Origin of the sequence: Paenibacillus algorifonticola (genome assembly GCF_000971975.1) — a bacterium.
In the GTDB taxonomy this organism is placed as follows: domain Bacteria; phylum Bacillota; class Bacilli; order Paenibacillales; family Paenibacillaceae; genus Pristimantibacillus; species Pristimantibacillus algorifonticola.
In genome coordinates, this window is record NZ_LAQO01000034.1 from 25,010 (window position 1) to 45,066 (window position 20,057).

Here is a 20,057-nt window from a genome sequence, read left to right on the forward strand (position 1 = left end):
CACCTTCTCCTATCCGGCAGCCCCATACATTAAGGCCAGTAAACATCAATAGTATTAATGTTATACGTTGCCGTCAGGACTGTCAATGAAATGGCCGCCGGATTTGATTAGCACGTCTTGGAAATTCAGAGTTCTTCCTATTTATCGACACCTGATTGCACGGATTGAGCAATTTTAATCATTTCGGTTTCTGGCAGCGTAGCGCTTGCAAGCCTGAACTGATCACCTTCATAAGTCCAGCTGAGCGTTTGCTGCTCGGCTCCTGAGGTGAGCTCACCCCACGTAAAGCCAAGATCCACTAAAGTACCCGGTACGAGCGAGGCTGCTTGATCGTGAGGCTGCGTTTGAATGAGAGAGAAGTCGTAAACGCCTGTGTAACGGGTCAGCTGGCCAGGATTTCCAGCGAACTCCACATCACTGCTGTCTTTCCACACTACGCCTTCCGGCAAATAAGTCGGAGCCATCGTCAGGAACACGCCATCATCCGGCAGCGCGCTTGTCTCATTGGCATCCTCGCCGGCATTCGAGCTGCCATCTGTATTTTGATCTGAATCCACGTTTTGTTCAGTGTCGGTGTTTTGCTCCGAGTTGGCATCCGTATTAGCATTGCTTGAGCTGCCTGAGCTGCCTGTACTGCTGTCTACATCGTTCTGCCCGCCTGCATTATTGCTTGAGCCAGCAGCCTGATTATTGTCCGTGCCATTGTTATTGGCATTATCCTCTGGCATAGCCGAAGTCGCTTGGTCACCTGTGCCGCTGCTTGATGGCGTCGACTTCATATTAGCTTCTGTCTCGAATACACTTTTATCGAATTTGGAGCCAAATTCAAACGTATTAAACTGCACCTCGACCATAAGCGCAGCATTGGCATCACTGACCTCGACATGGACTGGCTTGTAGCTCGACTTGTCGAGCCAAATCTTTTGCCGCGCCAGTGAACCATTATTGTAGTTCGCCATGACGTCGAAGACGTAGGCACTTTCTTCAGAAGCAAATTGGCGCGAGTTATCAAGCAGAATGCTCTGCACAAGCGTCTGGTACAAATAAACCTGGCCTTGATTTTGCGGCCAATCACTCTGGAAGCGGAACACTTTATTGAGGCGTGGCGTCAGGACGAAAACGCCATCGTCATTGCGCAGTACAATTTGGGTAATGTCTTTTTCTTCATTGGTTAGCTTGATACGGTAATATTGCGGCTTCTGATAGGAAACTTCAACTTTGTAGGTAAGCGGCTGTTGTCCCGTATGCAGTGTCATTGTCCCGCTTCCTTGATAGCTCTCAAGCCCATTTACTACCTTGTCCAGATCCTTCACCACGGACTCGGCATCCTTCGTCCCGCAGGCAGCCAATACGAGTGAAAAACATAATATCATTGCCGCGGCCCATGTCATGCGACGCATTAAAATCATCCCCTCTTCACAATGTTTTGCCATCTGATTCATGTGTATGAGGGAACTTGGACATTTATGCGGACTAGTTTGACAAGCTGGCTGTTAAAACCAATCGATGTTCCCCCGCCATTTGTCGCGTTGATGCCCGCCTAAAGGCTAGTATGCTGAACGGACTGTGGTCCGTTACGGAAAACGAAGGACCGCCTTACAATAAGGACATAGACGAACACGGGAAAGGATGAACGATATGAAAAAATTATTTCGCTCAACTACGGACAGCAAGCTGACTGGTCTCTGCGGAGGTTTAGGACAATGGCTCGGCATTGATCCTACTATTATAAGATTGCTTGTTGTTGTTGCATCACTTTTCAGCTTAGGTGCTGTCATACTTGCGTATTTCATTGCAGTATTAATTGTTCCAAAAGCTCCGCAAGGCGATTTCAGATTTGCTGATCACTACTAAAATTAATTTTGAGGAGAGATGATAGAATGGGAATTTTACAACGTGTATTTAGTATGACGAAGGCAGCGGCCAATGAGATGTTAGATAAAATGGAAAATCCAGTAACGATGCTTAACCAGTATTTGAGGGATCTGGACGAGGACATCGCAAGCACTGAACGGGAAAGCTTGCATCAGCAAGGGCAAGAGCGTGTTTTACAAGCAAAGCTCACTGAATTGCAGGAACAAGCCGATTACTATGAAAGCAAAGCAGAGCAAGCGGTAGCAGGTGAACGCGAGGAAGAAGCACGTGCTGCACTTGAAGCCAAATTGGCTTACGCCGATCAGCGCGAAGAAACCTCAAAGCTGGCTCAGCTAGCCAAGCAGAGCGCGTTTGAGCTCGGTCTTCGTCTCGAATCGCTTAAGGAAGAAAAAATTCGGCTGCAGGAAAAACGCAAAGAACTCGTTCTGCGCTTGAAGAAAACAGACGGGGCCACTGGCTATTCATCAGGAGATTCGTTGCAGGGAAGCTTCGCTTCCCGAGGTTTTGACCGCATTGAGCAGAAGCTGATGGAACGGGAAGCACAGCAGGAGTTGTCTAAAGCCCCCTATGGTGCGGGTCGTGACACGGCAGGAAATACCAAGCAAAATGAGCAGCAAAGCGCAAGAGTAGAGGAAGAGCTTCAGCGGTTATTGCAGAAGAAATCCGTCGGTTAAGCGTAAACGGCTGTCGCCGTCCTCTGGCGGCAAAGCTACCGTTTCGAGGGTGAAATATAAGCCCATTATAAGGGTGAACCTTATAAATTCTTATATTTTAACTAAAAACAGGAGCCACTCATTTAGCAGTCATACTGCTTTCTGAGTGGCTCCTGTTCTTTTTTCGGACAATGTCCGTTATCCTCTTGAGCGCCTTAGCCTCTTCCTCAGCTGCTCAAAGCTTTGATAAATCCATTTGGACTCCTTCGTAAGCAAAGGGCCGAGCACGGCAAGAATAAGGACGTACAGCACGGCAAATGATTGAATAGAGGCCATCAGGCCGCCCGCTTTGCCGATGTTCGCCATAATAATGGAGAACTCGCCTCGGGAAACGAGCGTAAAGCCTACATTAAGCGACGCCTTTGGCGTAATGCCTGAAATACGGCCCGCTAGCATGCCTGCTCCAAAATTGCCAATCAGCGTCAAAATGACCGCAATCAGCGTCATCCCTACCGCGCCGCCCAAGGAGGAGGGCTCAATCGTTAATCCGAAGCTAAAGAAAAACAGCGCCCCGAAAAAATCACGAAAGGGCAAAACCTGCTGCTCAATCCGCTTCACATGCCTGGATTCGCCCAGTACAAGCCCGATCATCAGAGCTCCGATCGCCTCTGCCACATGCAGCGTTTCCGAGAAGCCTGCGACAAGAAACAGCAGCGTCATAATCATCAGCAGAAACAGCTCTGACGATTTAATATTAAGCGCAAAATCAATATATTTAATAATTTTCCTGCCAATAAATAAAAATACAACGATAAATGCGAGTGCGGTCAAAGAGATCAGCAAAACGCTCCAGAATGAAGATGCGCCGCTCAATATGAGCCCCGTCAAAATCGAAATGTGTACCGCAATGAACAAATCATCAAACATGATCATGCCCATAATGATTTCTGTTTCCGGGTTTGCGGTTCTCTTTAAGTCGACCAACACCTTTGCCACGATAGCGGTGGATGAGCTGGTCATAATGCCGCACACGACTAGCGTTTCTTTGATGGGCAAGTCCCCGATCCAGCCAAGCAGCAGCCCTGACAGAAAATTCAGCGCTACGTAGAAGGAGCCGCCTACTATTATCGCCTTTCCTGATTTCAACAGCCGCTTCACAGAAAACTCCAGCCCTAAATAAAACAGCAAAAATAAAATGCCTAAACGTCCCATGAATTCGATAAAGGAGGAGCTCTCAATAAACCGCAAATCAATAATCCAAAAATGAGGCGCATGCGGTCCAACAGCCATCCCGATTAAAATATAAAAAGGAATAACCGAGAAGCGAAGCTTCGCTGAAAGCAAGCCTGTCAGCGTAATGAGTGCCAGTGCCATCCCGACTTCAAATATGAGCGTCTCCATGGGCTAAAGCATCCCATTCAGCAAAAGTTTTTTTAATTGGTTCAGTTGAATGCGTTCACCTGCCACGACTAATGTAACACCTGGCGTAAACACATATTCCGCGCCTGGGTTAATATGCTTGGTCTTATCCTTCTCCACTACGGCCAGTATGGTCGAACCCGTCGTTTTACGGATATCCAGCTCGCCAATCCGCTTGCCTACACATTTAGATAATGGCTCAAGCCGAATCCATTCGATAACTAAGCTATCTAATGCTATTTCCTGGTTTTCTAGAAATTTAGGCTTATAGGTGATGCCTGCAATGATGGCCGATACGACTCTGGCCTCCTCGTCGTCAAGTGTAACCATTGACCGCATCTCATCAGGCTCATCAGCGTCCATGTGAAAAATATCCCGTCTTTCATCATTATGAACGACGATAACTAGCTTCTCCCCGCTGCGGGTGCGCAGACTGTATTTTCGGCCAATACCAGGCAGTTCGGATTCTCTAAGATCCACTTACAGCTCCTCCTTCCCGGGGAAATGTAATTTCTGCAAACGTGATTGAGGCGAGAATGACACGCATTGGGCCGGATGGTGTGGCTACAGCGATCAACTCGCCCAGACGTGCGAGCAGCAATTGCCTGCCTAGAGGAGACAGAAACGAAATGAGGTTATGATCCGGATTTGCCTGCTCGGGCAGCACGATTGTAAAGGAATCCTTCGTGTCATAGTCAGGATATTCAATCGTAATTTGGCTGCCAATAAGCACCAGGGAATGAAGCTTTTCTTCCTTTAGCATGTCCGGTTCCGAGAGAAGCTCTTGCACGGCGTCCGTATAGATGGATAGGAATTCGTCCATCTCCATACGCTCTTTCCCTTGCATAACAAAATAGGCGTCGAGGAAACGTTTCTTCTCGTTACCTAACACCGCAAGTTGCACCAACAACTGTTCTTGGGCATAGGATAATCCGATACTATGGTTCATAGTAGACCTCACTCCCTATGCGCACATTACTGATTTTGCATAAACAATAAACCGCTTTTTCCATGCTTTTCTCCTCCTAAAATAATATAAGGCCTCTGCGTCAGAGGCCTTATAACAAGCTTACCAAACAAATAATATATGTCCAGCTATTATTTAAATCTAATGTGACAAGCCATGCTGTTATAAAGCGGGAAAAGAGGTTGTACAGACTATTGATTTCGTTTAAAATATAATTGATAACAATTCTCAATAAATGATGGTGAGCTGAAAGGATTAACTCTAGCGCGGCGCTATTGAAAAATATAAATGAGAAGCTTCATTACAAAGGAGGGCGCGAATATGAGAAAACCGGCTTCCGCCCTTCAAACGGGCAGCGGTTACAGCTATTGGAAAAGGCAGGTCACCACGGCGGATTTGGAGCAGCAAGCGTCCGCTTTGAGCGAAAGCGAAAACTGGTATTTCCAGCACGGCTATTCAGCAAGAAGGTTATAATAGCCTGTCCAAAATCGCTCCCATCATCGTCTATGCTTTCATCCGCATGACTGCTAAAGATTTCCGTGTTTATTTCCCTAATTATGTCGATGAGCAGACGCAGATAGAATGGCCGACGTATCCAGGTATTTTGTACAATGAGCTTGGGTTGAAGCTTGATCCAACCGTCCAGCAATGGCATAAGGAGCAGCCTAATTTTCAAAATGCAACGATTTCGCTTGAAATGCTGCCCGAATTGCAGGCCGATTATTTATTCGTCACACTTGGCGGAGCCGGCAGTACGGAGGAGGAAATTAAACAAGCGAAGGAAAGCTTCAGCGCGATTGAGCAATCTGCCGTATGGAAATCGGTACCGGCCGTTAAAGCGGGCCATGTCATTTTCGTAAATGCAAGACATTGGATTAGCTCTGGCCCTCTGGCGAACAGCATGAAAATCGATGATGTTGTGGCCGAGCTCGGCTCATCTAACTAAATAGTTGAGCTAGCAGCTATAAAAGAATCCCGAGCATCCCATGTTGATGGAATGTTCGGGATTTTTGCGCTGTAACTTTTTGCACAAATGCGGCTTGACTTGAATTAATCCTTCTTATTACACTATTTTTAAAATAAAAAATGATTAATACAACTAAGAAAGTGAGGTTTCAAGGTTAGCATGACATCTCCACAAAACAAAGCTCCAAAATACATGGAACAGTTTGCTTGCATTGGTTCTGCCTGTGAAGATACTTGCTGCGCTTGGTGGGGGATCAGTATTGATAAACATACTTATACGAAATATCAATCGATCGCGAGTACCCAATTAAGGCGCAAATTGAAGCAAAACTTATCCGTTAAACCGCAGGGCAGCGTTCAAGATTATGCTGAAATGAAGTTGAACCCAAATACAGGCGATTGTGCCATGCTTGATCAAGGAATGTGCTCCATTCAATTAGAGCTTGGAGAATCATACCTGTCCCAAACCTGCCGAACCTACCCCCGTGTCATTAATCAGGCAGGCAATGCCTTGGAAATGACGGCCCAGCTTTCTTGCCCGGAAGCGGCCCGGTTAGTATTGCTTGACCAGCAAGCGATGGAATTTGTAGACGTCGATCTGGCTCAAATCGGCTCCGTGACGTATAAACATAAAGCAGCCACTACTCTGGATCAAAATCGCCGGGAGTTCTACTTCCCTGAAATACGCGAGATGATGATGGAAATTATGAAATATCGGGAGTTCAGCCTGTCCCATCGCCTTATTCTGCTTGGTGTTTTTTGCGATAATGTCAACTTGCTGATGGATGAGAAAAAATATAAGGAGCTGCCTCATTTTTGCGTTCAATTTCGGGAAGAGGTTTCCCATAACGATGAGCTGCGCAGTTATGATGTGTATCCGCTGGATACTATTTTTCAACTGCAATATTTGAATAATTATTTGATGGATATTTTGGATGATACGATATGGAATGCCCGCTACCGGGAGTGTATTCAGGATTATAAACAAGGAATGACGCGAAATGGAAGTTCATTGGAGGCCATCGCAGGCACCTACAATTATTCTTACGAGCATTATTTCAAACCATTTATGGATCAGCATGCGCATGTTTTGGAGAACTTTATTTTGAATCATTTATACAGCCGAATGCTTGCGGAGATGCATGTGAATATCCCCGTTTTTGACAGCTATCAAATGCTGGTAGCCGATTTTGCCATGATCAAGCTGCACCTTATCGGCATAGCTGCGCATCATCAGCAATTAACCGCGGAGCTGACCGTAAAGCTCATTCAATCTTATACTAAAAATTATGAACATGCCGCGCTGTTTCTTAAAAACATCCTCGATGATTTTAAAAAACAAGGCTATCATACGCTAGGCTACATGAGCCTGCTCATTAAAAATGACTAAACACAAAAAAAGTTCCGAGCCTCCGCAAGGATGGGTCGGAACTTTTACTATTTACAGGTGTTTATCCAGTGGATCATACCCCACGTATACGGGAAAATAGCGCGGAGTCATCGTAAAACTAAACTGCTGCTCCGCATTATCCTTATAAGTAACCGTGTAATTACCGAGGTTGGCATCATATGCAATATTTACAAAGGTAAAATCGCTGCTCGCGTAATGAGAGCGAACGTAATAATGGGAAGCCGCCTTTGCCGCATTTTCCTGAAACAAGCTAGTATTAATGAGTAAAAAAAACAAAACCAATATGACTATTGAAAAAAGAATGAAGCGCCTGAAATGCATGTCTTTCCTCCGCTTAAGCTTATGTGAATATTAGGAGAACGTGCTTGTAACATCGTTCCACTGTGACAGGTCTGGCAGCTTCTGCGCTCCCCAATATTCAAGAAACATCCGAATAACCTCGCCTTTATCCGTCGTTTTGTAGTCATAGTGCTTAAATGATTCGTCGGCATACACGAACCGGATTTCAACGATAATACCACCTAAGCCCTCCCCTTCGGTTGCGGCCTGTAAATAGATGCTATCTTCCAGCGGCAAGCTCGGCTCCAAAACGATAAAATCTTCCCAATTCGAATCGAATCCATAAATAATATCTGTGATGACCGACGCTTCAACCGATTCGTTCTTATACACTGCTCCATCCGTTTCCAACCTATATGTAAGTCCTACTTGTTCCATAAAAGCACCTCCCAGCCAAGGCCATTATGCCCTGGAACTCAAAAAACATTATTTCACAATTGTATCATACGGTTATAACCCGATAATATCAGCCTGTCGACTGATTATTCACCTCAGCCATGCCAATAGAACTAGCTTTTTGTGAAGCGCTCTTTCCTGAAAATAGACATCGGCCTGTTGACCAGCCGTTTGTTGCGTGCTAACATATAACCAACGGTTAGTAACCAACGGTTATAAATAATGACTTAAGGAGATGAACAATCATGGCGATGAAAAAGGAACAGCGCTCCGAAGAAACGAAGCGCTCCATCATAGCAGCGGCTGCGAAGCTGTTCGCAGCACGAGGTTACGAAAGTGTAAGCATTAGAGAAATCGCCAAGGAAGCAGGCTGCTCCCATACGACGATTTATATTTATTTTGAAGATAAGGAGGCGCTTCTTCACGCGTTGTCCATGCAGCCGCTAGAGGAGCTTCATTCGGCCTTAACCGTCGCTGCACAAGCAAAGGAATTGACGCCTAGTGAACAGCTGCAGCGGATCAATCGTCTTTTCATCCAGTTCTGTCTGGAGCATCGCAGCATGTATACGGTATTCTTTGAAGCAAAATCGATCAGAGTGGATGAGCAGAGTCCGCAGCTTGCGATCAACGAGCTGCGAAACCAAATGTTTGCCACGTTGATGGGCGCCTTGCAGCGCTATCTCGATATTGAGGAAGGCGAAGCTTTGCTGCGCTGCTCCAGAACTTATTTTTATATGCTGCGAGGTATTATTGGAACCTATGCCCTATCAGAAGAGTCGCAGGAGTCCATTATAAATCGGCTATCCGACACATTTGATGATGCTTTTGAAGCGCTGCTATTAGGTTTGAAAATACAGCTTGGCAAAGGGGCTATGTAGCGATGTCATTTATTGTTTTCATGCTGCTGTTCACTGTGTTATGTAATTGGCTGGACAAAAGAGTCGCATACAAGGAGGAATGCTAAATGTTCGCAGGACATTTTGGATTGGCAGCTATTGTGAAGGCAAAAGCACCAGAGGTTCCGTTATGGGCACTTATGGTTAGCACGCAGCTTCTTGATATTGCTTTCGTACCGCTGCTGCTAAGCGGAGCTGAAACGATGGAGCCCATTGGACATGGCGGCTATGGCCAAAATATTATTCATGCGGATTATACTCACTCGTTAATCGGAGCACTTGTTTTATCATTATTGGCAGGCCTGCTCGCTTGGCTACTCTGGAACAAGCGCAGCGCCGTCATCATTGGCTCGCTCTCATTCAGCCATTGGCTGTTCGACCTGATTTTTCACCATAGCGATATGCCGATTCTGCCCGGCAATATTGGCGATTTTCCACTGCTCGGCTTGCGGCTGTGGGAGCTGCCTGCCTTAAGCGCAGCGGTTGAAATTGTATTAATCGCGGCTGGAGCGCTGCTTTATTTTCGCTCCGTGCTGGCGCGTTCCAGAAGACAGGCCGAAACACCAGCTAACGGAAACCTCACGCTTAAGCAAAACAGGAATAGCCCGGTACGAGCTTATTGGGCAGGAGCTATTATGACTGCGCTATTGATACTTTCTTTTGCCACTGACTATTTCAATTTATAACTCCCCGGCAATACAACGGAACAATCTAGGGCGACACATCAGCTAAGCTGTATTAAAATTAAGCTAGTCCATGTTGATGGAAGGAGCCCTCAGATGCTTGATTATACTAACAGCAAGAACAGTTGCCTAACTGGGGCGTTGTTTCACTTGCAGGCGGTTCAGGTCGTTACTGGCTCTGCCGAGCTGCTTCATATAGGAGACTCCGCTTGCAGCTACAGCCTGATTTTGATGCAAGTCGGCACATGCCGTCTTCTCACTGATGATGGAGAGCTGCTGCTTGAAGGCAACGGCTGTTTGCTCCCGCCCGGCACTGCTGCTGCCATACATGCTGTCAATTCCCTTCCTTTACTTTGCACCATCATTTGCTTTACCTCCAGCGAGCGGCTAGAGCACGACACATCGCCCTCCAAACGGCCTTCAGCTGAGCAGCATCGCTCCAATGAGCTTGCCGATGAGCTTGCCCCTTATTTCGGCAAGCTGTCCGTCAAGCAAATCAAGCAGGCGCTGCCGCTTGCTGAGCGACTCTATGCTGCTATTGAACCGCCGTACCCTCTAGCGTTAGCAGCCAGATTGCAATGCCACTCTCTTCTTTATGAGCTGCTGTTTATCCTTATGGATACAAATGCTCCTGAAAAGATTAGTGAGACACTGACGTCAGCGGAAGCAGCAGGCCGTACAGCCGCCTATATGAACGACCACTACAAAGAGCCGCTGTCCAGGCAGCAGCTTGCTGAGATGGCAGGGCTCAGCCCTTGGTATTATTCCCAATTGTTCAAACAAGTGCATGGTGTAAGCCCTATGGATTATCTCGTCAACGTCCGAATGCGCCATGCTAAGGAAATGCTGCTGCTTTCCAAACATAATCTGGAGCATATCGCTCAGCAAAGCGGGTACAGCAGCGAGTATTATTTCAGCCGGATTTTCAAGAAAAAGATGGGTCATGCCCCTACGATATATATGAAAAATACGGAACAGCGATTAGCCAATTTATGTTATCCCTTTGATGGACATTTGATGGCACTAGAAATGAATAGCTACGCATCGCATGTAGATATGCTGGCTCACCATCGAAGCACCTACTTTCATAAAATCAGCTATCCGTTAGCCAGTGGCGTAGAGCCTGAGCGGAATTTACGTATTTTGCGCCAAGCCAGGCCTTATCTCATCGTCAGAGAAAAAAATCAAATGCTGCAAAACGATGAGCATCTGCACTCTATCGCTCCCGTATTCGGAGTATGCTGGGAGCTCGGCTGGCGCAAGCATTTACAGGAAATTGCCGGTGTGCTGCGCCGGGAGAAGCATGCCGAGCAGTGGCTAGAGAGCTATGAACAGCAAGCAGCAGACGTGCGCCGCAAAGCTATTCATTCCTATGAAGGCGCTACTTCTGTCATTCTCGTCATCTACGAGTCTGAGCTGTATTTATACGGCAGGCGAAATATAGGAGATGTGTGGTTCAACGATTTGCATATGCGCGCTCCTTTTCCGCTTGAGCATTTGCCGTTTAAAGAGAAAGAAACGACACTTGAAGAACTGGTGCAATGGGATGCTGATATCATTTTGCTGCATATTTATGAAGACAGCCATTCCCAAAGCTACGCCCGAATGCTTCAGCAGGACCCCAGATGGCAGGCGCTTAACGCTGTACGCAGGCAGCGGGTCTATCCACTGCAAGGGCCCGCGTGGCGCGAATATTCCGCCTACTCTCACATGCTTATGCTGAAGCGTTTCGACCAAATGCTAGATGCCTATTAAACGTCAGGCACCCTCCTTCGCACATTCGTGCAAAAATATCGCTCAAACAGCTATGGAGGTTCTCCAAAAAGCGTGCTATCTTTGATAACTGTATTGAGAACTTTTATCAAATGGAGGGTAAGCCATGAACGCTTTAAGTTTAAACAGAAAGATGGGAGCCACTTTGCTGCTCCTTATGTGCCTGCTGCTCGCAGCTTGCGGAAGCTCAACAGCAAACAAGGGAGCTGATCATTCAGCTGTTCCTTCAGCTAATACAGTGGAGAAAGAGACGGGGAGCTCGGCTGCGACTGGCGGGAAAGAAATTAAACATTTAATGGGCGTTACGCAGGTGCCAGCTAAGCCGCAGCGCGTATTCGTCATGCAAAATGAATATGCCGATCATATGCTGACCATTGGCGAGAAGCCTTATGCTATTTTGGTCACTCCGCAATATAATGATAAGCTGCTGCCCTACATTGCAGGCAAGCTTGGAGAGGTTGAGCTTGTAAAGGGCGGCAGCGAAGTGCTGAACTTGGAAGAAATACTTGAGCTTAAACCCGACCTCATTCTTTCCGGGAAAGGTGTAGGAGAACAAGCATACAACGAGCTTTCAAAAATAGCGCCTACTGTAGTGCTCGGTGTTCCCGACCGCAGCGAGACTGCATCAAAAGATCCTAATGCCGGCCTTGTAGCCGATGACTGGCAAATCGATTTGATGAAGATCGCCGAAATTTTCGGCAAGGAGGACACAGCCAAACAGGAAATTGCCAAGCTGGACGAGAAGATGCAGGCAGCGAGCGCTGAAATCGCCGCCTTGCCAAGCAAACGAATCGCTTATATTCGCGTGCGTGACAATGAGCTGCAGTTGTATGGGACAGAGGGCCATCCACTCAATTATTTATTGTTCGACAAGCTTGGCTTCCAACCATCGGCCCTTGCTCAAGTGGAACGCATGGATTTGTCACAGGAAAAAATTCCCGAGTTGGGTGCAGATTATATCTTTATGCAAGCAGACGGTGCTGATGGCGAGAAGCTGATGGGAGAAATCACGCAAAGCTCACTGTGGCAAAACGTCGAAGCTGTCAAAAAAAATCAGGTTTTCATTCCTGAATATTGGCTTTACTTGAGCTGGGGCAAGCTCGGCCGGGAAGCAATTATCGATCAAATTGTGGAGTTTATTAAATAAAACAATATGAGTGAGCCATTGGAACAAGGGCCTCGGCAAGATGCCCTCCTATACATTCGAGAGCATTTTTGTATCAGCATGCAGCAGCGGGGGGAGCCTGCCTATCCTTTTTCGTCTGGTGACCTGCTTAGCCCCGAAGCTTTAAAACCTGTTCTGGCCAAACAAGCCGAACAGCTTGGCCATCCAAATTCGATTGTGACAGGCACCTTATTTGCCAAACGATATTCTGTTTTGGTAATGGGACTTGTAGCTGCCTTCAGCTTGTTTGATTGTATATTGGATATAAAGCCGGACAATATCCGCTTTAAATTAACGAAGGAAGCGGAAATGGAATATCAAATTTTACAATCTCCTATCCGTATGTTGCCTGCTGAAAAGGTGGAGCTTAGGAGCATAGCAGCGGCCGATTTCGCCTCCGCTCTCTTTCTGGAGCATATTAAACCCGTGTTTGCAGCAGTCTCTGTTTATACCGGGGCAAAGCTTCCGCATATGTGGTCACTTGTCTCCCATAATCTTCAAAACTTATTTCTGCGGCTGGAGCTTCAATGCCTCACTGAGGAGGCCGCGTCTCGGCGAAGAATGCTTTCTGCTGATCGCGAGCTTCTGCTAGCGCCCTTGCTGCATACGCCATCAGCCGTTTTTGAAAATCCGCTGGCGTTGAAGCTGCGCAGCTTCTCACACGAAACGCGTCAAGATGAGTCTTTTTATTTACGCAGGCACTGCTGCCTTGCTTACCGCCTATCCTTGGATGGAGAAGCGCATGGTAATTGCCTTACCTGTCCTAAAGCAACGGTACAAGAAAGGCTCGCCAAATGGGCTGAGGAATGCTAAGCACGGGTCGTTAAGCAAAGGTACTGTAAGCGATAGATGTCAGGCACTAAGCAAGCAAAAATGTCAGCTGTGCGCTATAAAGCGAGACAGCTGCGTTTTTGCTTGCTTTTTGTTATTCGTGTGCAAAATTTGATCCTCTGTCTCTTCATGCTAGCTCTCCCCTTTCCCAAGCTCTATTATAATCAAGGGGAGACGCTGATTGGCAACGCATTTTCCAGCTTCACAGGCGGAAAAGGTGCCAATCAGGCAGTAGCCTGCGCAAGGCTTGGTGCTGTGGTTACCATGATTGGCTGCGTCGGCGAGGATGCAATGGCACAGCAGCTGAGGGATGCACTTGGCGCCGAAGGCATCGATATGCATTATGTGAAAACGGTTCCTCATAAAGCAACCGGCATCGCCGCCATTAACGTCACCGAAGATGACAATCGCATTATCTTCATTCCGGGTGAAAACCACTGCTTGCTCCCGGAAAATGTCCTTGTATTGAAGCATGTTATAGCCGCCTCAGATATGGCGATGCAGCAGCATGAAATCCCGCTTGAAACGGTCGAAGCTTCCATCAAGCTCGCGCATTCACTCGGCATTCCTGTAATTTTGAACCCAGCGCCTGCTAGTATAATCCCTTCTTCTTGCGCCTGCCTATTGACAATCGGCATCTAGCGGCTTAAAATGAGAAACATCGATGTGTAACCGATTACACATCACACATTCAGCAAACAAGAGGTGTTCCTATGGCTCAAGCGAAAATTACCGTCATTGGCAGTTTAAATATCGATATGGTAACAGAAACGGATGTTATGCCTCAGCAAGGCGAGACTTTAATTGGCAACGCTTTCTCAAGCTTTACAGGCGGAAAAGGCGCGAACCAGGCTGTAGCCTGTGCAAGGCTTGGAGCAGCGGTTACAATGATTGGCTGTGTCGGCGAGGATGCAATGGCGCAGCAGTTGAGGGATGCACTTGGTGCGGAGAACATTGATATGACATATGTGAAAACGGTTCCCTATAAGGCAACCGGTATCGCTGCGATAACCGTCACGGAAGGCGACAATCGCATCATCGTCATTCCAGGTGCAAACCACTGCTTGCTGCCGGAGGATGTACTTGCACTGAAAGAAGTCATCGCCGCGTCCGATATGGTGATGCTTCAGCATGAAATACCGCTTGAAACCGTTGAGGCATCTATTAAGCTTGCCCATTCCCTTGGTATTCCAGTCATTTTGAATCCTGCCCCTGCGGTAAGACTGCCCGAGCAGCTGCTAGCCCAGCTTCATCTTATTACGCCGAATGAATCCGAGCTGGCTATTGTAACGGGGCTGGAGCGCAAGAACACGCCAGAATCCCTGCTGGAGCAATATCCGAATCCAATCGTAATGACAGCGGGAAGCAGCGGTGCTTATTACAAAGGAGCAAATGGCGAATTGGGCCATATTCCTGGTTATAAGGTCGAAGTTGTAGATACGACAGGTGCAGGCGATACGTTTAATGGCGCTTTAGCTGTAAAGCTAAGCGAAGGGGCCTCTCTTCAGGAAGCTGCCCAGTTTGCCGTTGCCGCAAGCGCATTGTCTGTCACAAAGCTTGGCGCACAAAGCGGTATGCCGCTTCGGCATGCTGTCGAGGCATTCATTAAGCAGTCAAACTGATGCTCCACACCGAAATTGAATTGACTTGAAAGGATATTTCCATGAAAAAAATAGGCATACTAAACAGCGAAATTACATCCGTACTTGGTCGACTTGGGCATACAGACTGCATCGTTATTGCCGATTGCGGCCTGCCGATACCCGATTCGGTAAAGCGCATTGATCTGGCGCTTATGCCCGGCCTCCCTTCTTTTATGGATACACTCGGGGCCGTGCTTGCAGATATGGAGGTAGAGAAGGCTGTTATCGCCGTAGAGATGACGACGCATAACGCAGCACTTCATCCAAAAATGCTGAAGCAGCTGGGCAATATCACCATTCAAGAAGTTTCACATGAGCAATTGAAAGCGTTAACGCATCAGGCCAAGGCGGTCATCCGTACAGGCGAGGCGACCCCATACGCAAACATCATTCTTCAAGCAGGCGTTATCTTCAAGTAAAGCTGCCGCAGCTTGAGCAAAGGAGGAGAGCAGATGGAATATTTAATCGAAATGACAGGCATTCATAAATCCTTCTCATCCGTACAAGTATTGAAAAATGCCGCTTTCCGGCTTAAAGCAGGTGAGATTCATGCTTTAATGGGCGAAAACGGCGCGGGCAAGTCAACGCTCATGAAAATTTTGACCGGCGTTTACAAGGCTGATGCAGGCACAATTAAAGTAAAGGGTAAAGAAACCGCCTTCGCGAACCCCACAGAAGCAGAAAATAGCGGTGTCGCTATCATTCATCAGGAGCTTAACATTATTCCTAAGCTGACTGTCGCCGAGAATATGTTTCTCGGTCGGCAGCTTGTATATGGTCGGACCGGCATTTTACGGGATAAGGAAATGAAGAATAAGACCCGGGAGTATATGCAGCGCCTCGGCGTCGAGCTGGACCCAGATGCTGTAGCAGAAAGCTTGTCAATCGGCCAGCAGCAAATGATCGAAATTGCGAAAGCGCTGTCTAAAAATGCCGAGGTGCTCATTATGGATGAGCCCACAGCCGCGCTGACCGACCGAGAGATTGAATCGCTGTTCCAAATTATGAATCAGCTGCGCAGCGAAGGCGTTGGCATCGTCTACATTTCCCACCGGATGGAAGAAATTTTCCGCATGTGTGATGAAATTTCTGTCCTGCGAGACGGTTCATTTCTAGGGACGGAACAGACGGCCAGTACAACCGTACAGCACATTGTCCGCTTGATGGTAGGTCGAGAAATTGGCGACCGCTATCCTGAACGCCGCACGGTTATAGGTTCGGAGCGTCTTCGAGTCAGTGGTTTAAGCGATGGCAAAAAGCTGAACGATATTAGCTTTTCGGTTAAAGCCGGCGAAATTGTAGGTGTTGCCGGTTTAATGGGCGCCGGTAGAACCGAAATTATGCGTTTATTGTTTGGAGCAGATAAGAAGAAAAAAGGCCAAGTTTGGCTTGACGGCAAGGTGGTCAACATCAGCGATCCAGCCAGCGCCATTCAAGCCGGCATCGTCTTTGTCACTGAAGACCGGAAGCATCAAGGCCTGATTCTAGATATGTCCGTCCGCGAAAATTTATCGCTGACCAATTATCCTTTTATAGCAGGCAAGGGCATCATCAGCAGCGGCAAGGAACAGGAATTGTCCGAGCAAATGATAAAGCGCTTTAATATTCGCACCCGCGATGCCGAGCAGACCGTAAAATCGCTCAGCGGGGGCAATCAGCAAAAAATCGCAATTGGCAAATGGCTCGGCAAGCTGCCGAAGGTATTTATTATGGACGAGCCCACCCGCGGCGTAGACGTTGGCGCCAAGAAGGAAATCTACAGCATGATGAACGAGCTTAGCGAGCAAGGAGTCGCCATTATTATGGTGTCCTCGGATCTTCCTGAGGTGCTCGGTGTAAGCGACCGCGTCATTGTCGTACATGAAGGACGTATCGCTTCTGTACTCGACAAAACGCAAATGAATCAGGAAGCAATTATGCATGCGGCGACTGGAGGAAGCAGCAATGGCCATTAAGAACAAACAGCTATCAACCGTTTTGCAAAAGCTTGGCCCGTTGATCGGGCTCTGCATCATCGTTCTAATTCTTATCCTATCAAGCCCTAACTTTTTGACGATTAACAATATTTTAAATGTATTCCGTCAAGTTTCAATCAATGCGTTAATCGCATTCGGTATGACCTTTGTCATTTTAACAGGCGGTATCGACCTGTCTGTTGGCGCGACTCTCGCTCTATCGGGAGCACTTACCGCAGGCATGATGAGCAGCGGGCTTGATCCAATAACAGCAGTAATTATCGGATTGCTTGCCGGGGCGGTAATGGGGGCGGTGAACGGGCTTCTCGTTACAAAAACAAATATTGCACCGTTTATAGCCACTCTAGCCACGATGACCATCTACCGAGGACTCGCACTTGTATATACAGATGGCAGGCCCATTACTGGCTTTAACAGCGAGTTTTTCACAATGATTGGCGGAGGCTATTTCTTCGGTGTCCCTGTTCCCGTTATGATTACGATTATTTTGTTCGCCGTGCTGTATTTCATTTTGCGCAAAACTACGTTTGGACGCAATGTATATGCGATTGGCGGCAACGAAGAGGCCTCGCGTCTATCCGGTATTAAGACAGGGCGCTTTAAAATCTATGTTTATACACTGACGGGCCTGCTGTCGTCTCTCGCCGGCATTATTCTTGCCTCCCGCCTCAATTCAGCGCAGGCGAATGCCGGAACCGGCTATGAATTGGATGCGATTGCAGCCGTCGTTCTCGGAGGTACAAGCCTGTCAGGAGGACGGGGCTGGATTGTCGGCACTCTGGTTGGCGCGCTTATTATCGGCGTGCTTAACAACGGCTTGAATTTGATGGGAGTCTCCTCGTTCTATCAGCAGGTTGTTAAAGGGCTCGTTATTTTGCTAGCTGTCTTGCTGGACCGCAAGAAGGCTAGCAGCTAATGATAAAAAAACAAACAATAGACAAAGGTGGTTACAACATGAAAAAAATGATCAAGCTTGCCAGCATTTCCCTGATTGCAGCCCTTACGCTAGCCGGATGCTCGACTACAGCTCCAGGCAGCGAAGCCAATACAGCTGCCAGCACCGCTCCGCAAAGCGGCACCATTAAAATCGGACTTGCCGTGTCCACGCAAAGCAATCCATTTTTCGTAACCTTAAAAGAAGGAGCGGAAAAAGCGGCGCTTGACGGTGACGTAGAGCTGATTACAGTAGATGCGCAGGATGATGCAGCAAAGCAAGCCTCCTCCATTGAGGATTTGATTCAGCAAAAGGTTAACGTTATTATCATTAATCCTACTGACTCCGCAGCGGTTGTGCCTGCCGTTGAATCTGCGAATGCCGCAGGCATTCCAGTCATTACGGTAGACCGTATGTCAGACGGAGGCACGATTGCCAGCCATATTGCTTCAGACAACAAGGCTGGCGGCGTATTGGCGGCGAAATTCATTGCCGAGCAGCTCGGCGGCAGTGGTAAAGTTGTTGAGCTTGAAGGCATTCCAGGCTCCTCGGCCGCTCGTGAGCGTGGTGACGGCTTTAATGAGGAAATGGCCAAAGCATCTGGCATTGAAATTGCTGCAAAGCAGCCCGCTGATTTTGACCGCGCAAAAGGGCTGACCGTTATGGAAAATATTTTGCAGGCGGGCAAAGATATTAAAGCTGTATTCGCACACAATGATGAAATGGCACTCGGCGCCCTGAAGGCCATCGAAGCAGCTGGTTTGAAAAATATTATCGTCGTAGGCTTTGATGCAACGGATGATGCGGTGAAGGAAGTATTCGCAGGCACCATGAGCGCAACCGTTGCTCAAAAACCGGATTCGATGGGCATTTTAGCTGTACAAACGGCCGTTAAAATCGTCAAGGGAGAAACGGTTGAAAAATCAATTCCCGTTGATCTTGAACTTGTAACGAAGGATTCCGCAGCTGCAAAATAAGAGCTGGCCCCTGCTCTCTTGACGGACAAAAACAAGTGTGCTAACGTTTTCCCAAACGTGAGCACACTTGTTTTGCTCATTGGCTAGCTCGCTTATTCAAAAGGCCAGACCATTGAAAGGAATTTGCCAGAAATGACCACGATCAGAGATGTCAGCAAGCTGGCTGGCGTATCGGTTGCTACAGTCTCACGCCTGTTCAATCAGAGCGGTTACGTGAGCAAGGAAGCAGAAGCCGCTATTCAGGCAGCCGTTGCGAAGCTTAACTACAAACCTAATTCAATCGCCAGGAGCCTCGCAGGCAAAAAAACAGCTGCCGTCGCGTTAATGGTACCCGACATCCTAAACCCCTTTTTCCCAGAAATTGCTCGTGCTGCTGAGGATGCAGCCGCTTCACAAGGCTATACGCTTGTCCTTTGCAATACAGACAATAACCCCGACAAGGAAAAAATGTATATCGAAGCACTTATCAATAAACAAATCGATGGCATTATCGTTTCTTCTTATACGATTTCACCCGAGCAAATTATTACCCTGCAGAAACGCTCGATTCCGATCGTCGTCATTGATAATAGCTTTCCAGACCATCCGATCGTTACGATTACAGCAGCTAACCGCTACGGCGGCCAACTCGCCGTGCAGCATTTGCTATACGCGGGCTGCGGCAAAATCGCCCATATATGCGGGCCATCTCATGTGCATTCCGCCCGTGAGCGGACGCTCGCTTATGAGGAAATGTGTTCTCATCTGCCATGGTTTACGCCTAGCCTAACCGCGTCCGGTCATTTCAGCGTCGCTGGCGGCTACGAGGCCATGAAGCATATTTTTCGCCAGCATCCCGACGTGGACGGCGTGTTTGCCGGCAATGACCTTATGGCAGCAGGGGCGCTCAAGGCACTGCATGAGCTTGGCGTATCCATCCCGTCCCAGATCAAGCTGATTGGCTTCGACGGTATTCGGATGGACATGGTCTATCCAGAGCTATCCACCGTTTCCCAGCAAATTTATACGATTGGCCGGACAGCTATGGACTATTTAATTCGCCAGATCAACAACGAGCCGATTGAGAAGCGCAACTACGAGCTAGAGGTCGAGCTGCTCCAGAAGGCTACAACCTGACTTCCACATACTGTGAGAGGCCAGAATAAAACAACGC

Annotated in this window: 23 protein-coding genes; 17 read left to right on the top strand and 6 right to left on the bottom strand. The window is 47.7% G+C overall.

The annotated features are described in order from the left end of the window. Nucleotides 1-137: 137 nt before the first annotated feature. The gene (locus WH37_RS27325) at nt 138-1,400 is read right to left on the bottom strand and encodes a LolA family protein (protein ID WP_046233827.1); all 1,263 of its coding nucleotides are present in this window, start codon (nt 1,398-1,400) and stop codon (nt 138-140) included. 238 nt (nt 1,401-1,638) lie between these two features. Between WH37_RS27325 and WH37_RS27330 the strand changes: the two genes are divergently transcribed. After that, nucleotides 1,639-1,854, top strand: coding sequence for a PspC domain-containing protein (locus tag WH37_RS27330; RefSeq protein ID WP_046233828.1), 216 nt, complete (start codon nt 1,639-1,641; stop codon nt 1,852-1,854). Nucleotides 1,855-1,880: 26 nt separating this feature from the next. Next, nucleotides 1,881-2,549 carry a PspA/IM30 family protein gene (locus tag WH37_RS27335; RefSeq protein WP_046233829.1) on the top strand — a complete coding sequence of 223 codons (669 nt, stop codon included), beginning with the start codon at nt 1,881-1,883 and terminating at the stop codon, nt 2,547-2,549. A 177-nt stretch (nt 2,550-2,726) separates the two neighbouring features. On the opposite strand, the gene WH37_RS27340 is transcribed toward WH37_RS27335, so the two are convergent. From WH37_RS27340 to WH37_RS27350, 3 genes are read right to left on the bottom strand one after another with little or no spacing between them, the layout of a single operon-like run. After that, nucleotides 2,727-3,929: a cation:proton antiporter gene (locus tag WH37_RS27340; protein ID WP_046233830.1), complete on the bottom strand. Its 1,203-nt coding sequence runs from the start codon at nt 3,927-3,929 to the stop codon at nt 2,727-2,729. A 3-nt stretch (nt 3,930-3,932) separates the two neighbouring features. Next, nucleotides 3,933-4,427 (bottom strand): cation:proton antiporter regulatory subunit, encoded by a 495-nt coding sequence (locus tag WH37_RS27345; RefSeq protein WP_046233831.1) that lies wholly within the window; start codon nt 4,425-4,427, stop codon nt 3,933-3,935. Further along, on the bottom strand, nt 4,417-4,896 hold the full coding sequence (locus WH37_RS27350; RefSeq protein WP_046233832.1) for a GreA/GreB family elongation factor: 480 nt from the start codon (nt 4,894-4,896) through the stop codon (nt 4,417-4,419). Before WH37_RS27350 ends, WH37_RS27345 begins: the two co-directional genes overlap by 11 nt. A 339-nt stretch (nt 4,897-5,235) precedes the next feature. On the opposite strand from WH37_RS27350, the gene WH37_RS35810 reads away from it, so the two are divergent. From WH37_RS35810 to fliB, 3 genes are all read left to right on the top strand, one after another. Beyond that, the gene (locus WH37_RS35810; RefSeq protein WP_156182393.1) at nt 5,236-5,388 is read left to right on the top strand and encodes a hypothetical protein; all 153 of its coding nucleotides are present in this window, start codon (nt 5,236-5,238) and stop codon (nt 5,386-5,388) included. Nucleotides 5,389-5,434: 46 nt separating this feature from the next. Next, a complete protein-coding gene (locus WH37_RS27355) occupies nt 5,435-5,860 on the top strand; it encodes an ABC transporter substrate-binding protein (protein WP_052737252.1) in 426 nt (141 codons plus the stop codon). Between the two features lie 213 nt (nt 5,861-6,073). Then, the gene (gene fliB / locus WH37_RS27360) at nt 6,074-7,270 is read left to right on the top strand and encodes a flagellin lysine-N-methylase (RefSeq protein WP_143088673.1); all 1,197 of its coding nucleotides are present in this window, start codon (nt 6,074-6,076) and stop codon (nt 7,268-7,270) included. A gap of 51 nt (nt 7,271-7,321) precedes the next feature. Here the strand turns inward: fliB and WH37_RS27365 are convergent, their stop codons facing one another. After that, nucleotides 7,322-7,612 (bottom strand): DUF3139 domain-containing protein, encoded by a 291-nt coding sequence (locus WH37_RS27365; protein WP_046233834.1) that lies wholly within the window; start codon nt 7,610-7,612, stop codon nt 7,322-7,324. 30 nt (nt 7,613-7,642) lie between these two features. Beyond that, nucleotides 7,643-8,008, bottom strand: coding sequence for a hypothetical protein (locus WH37_RS27370; protein ID WP_046233835.1), 366 nt, complete (start codon nt 8,006-8,008; stop codon nt 7,643-7,645). A gap of 263 nt (nt 8,009-8,271) precedes the next feature. Here WH37_RS27370 and WH37_RS27375 point away from each other — a divergent pair, with 263 nt between their 5' ends. From WH37_RS27375 to WH37_RS27430, 12 genes are all read left to right on the top strand, one after another. Further along, nucleotides 8,272-8,904 carry a TetR/AcrR family transcriptional regulator gene (locus tag WH37_RS27375; RefSeq protein ID WP_046233836.1) on the top strand — a complete coding sequence of 211 codons (633 nt, stop codon included), beginning with the start codon at nt 8,272-8,274 and terminating at the stop codon, nt 8,902-8,904. Nucleotides 8,905-8,990: 86 nt separating this feature from the next. Beyond that, nucleotides 8,991-9,608 (top strand): hypothetical protein, encoded by a 618-nt coding sequence (locus WH37_RS27380; protein ID WP_046233837.1) that lies wholly within the window; start codon nt 8,991-8,993, stop codon nt 9,606-9,608. 93 nt (nt 9,609-9,701) lie between these two features. Next, nucleotides 9,702-11,360 (top strand): helix-turn-helix domain-containing protein, encoded by a 1,659-nt coding sequence (locus WH37_RS27385; protein ID WP_046233838.1) that lies wholly within the window; start codon nt 9,702-9,704, stop codon nt 11,358-11,360. 124 nt (nt 11,361-11,484) lie between these two features. Next, nucleotides 11,485-12,525, top strand: coding sequence for an ABC transporter substrate-binding protein (locus tag WH37_RS27390; RefSeq protein WP_046233839.1), 1,041 nt, complete (start codon nt 11,485-11,487; stop codon nt 12,523-12,525). Nucleotides 12,526-12,603: 78 nt separating this feature from the next. Continuing rightward, nucleotides 12,604-13,356, top strand: coding sequence for an IucA/IucC family C-terminal-domain containing protein (locus WH37_RS27395; RefSeq protein WP_046233840.1), 753 nt, complete (start codon nt 12,604-12,606; stop codon nt 13,354-13,356). Nucleotides 13,357-13,416: 60 nt separating this feature from the next. After that, a complete protein-coding gene (locus tag WH37_RS27400) occupies nt 13,417-14,016 on the top strand; it encodes a PfkB family carbohydrate kinase (RefSeq protein WP_197091399.1) in 600 nt (199 codons plus the stop codon). Between the two features lie 71 nt (nt 14,017-14,087). Continuing rightward, on the top strand, nt 14,088-14,996 hold the full coding sequence (rbsK, locus tag WH37_RS27405) for a ribokinase (protein ID WP_046233841.1): 909 nt from the start codon (nt 14,088-14,090) through the stop codon (nt 14,994-14,996). Nucleotides 14,997-15,037: 41 nt separating this feature from the next. Further along, nucleotides 15,038-15,436: a D-ribose pyranase gene (rbsD, locus tag WH37_RS27410; RefSeq protein ID WP_046233842.1), complete on the top strand. Its 399-nt coding sequence runs from the start codon at nt 15,038-15,040 to the stop codon at nt 15,434-15,436. A gap of 33 nt (nt 15,437-15,469) precedes the next feature. Then, on the top strand, nt 15,470-16,972 hold the full coding sequence (locus tag WH37_RS27415) for a sugar ABC transporter ATP-binding protein (protein ID WP_046233843.1): 1,503 nt from the start codon (nt 15,470-15,472) through the stop codon (nt 16,970-16,972). Next, on the top strand, nt 16,962-17,909 hold the full coding sequence (locus tag WH37_RS27420) for an ABC transporter permease (RefSeq protein ID WP_177218070.1): 948 nt from the start codon (nt 16,962-16,964) through the stop codon (nt 17,907-17,909). The genes WH37_RS27415 and WH37_RS27420 overlap by 11 nt, the downstream gene beginning before the upstream one ends. A gap of 38 nt (nt 17,910-17,947) precedes the next feature. Next, nucleotides 17,948-18,904, top strand: a complete 957-nt coding sequence (gene rbsB, locus WH37_RS27425; RefSeq protein ID WP_046233876.1) for a ribose ABC transporter substrate-binding protein RbsB — start codon at nt 17,948-17,950, stop codon at nt 18,902-18,904. A gap of 132 nt (nt 18,905-19,036) precedes the next feature. After that, nucleotides 19,037-20,020 carry a LacI family DNA-binding transcriptional regulator gene (locus WH37_RS27430; protein WP_046233844.1) on the top strand — a complete coding sequence of 328 codons (984 nt, stop codon included), beginning with the start codon at nt 19,037-19,039 and terminating at the stop codon, nt 20,018-20,020. Nucleotides 20,021-20,057 lie beyond the last annotated feature (37 nt).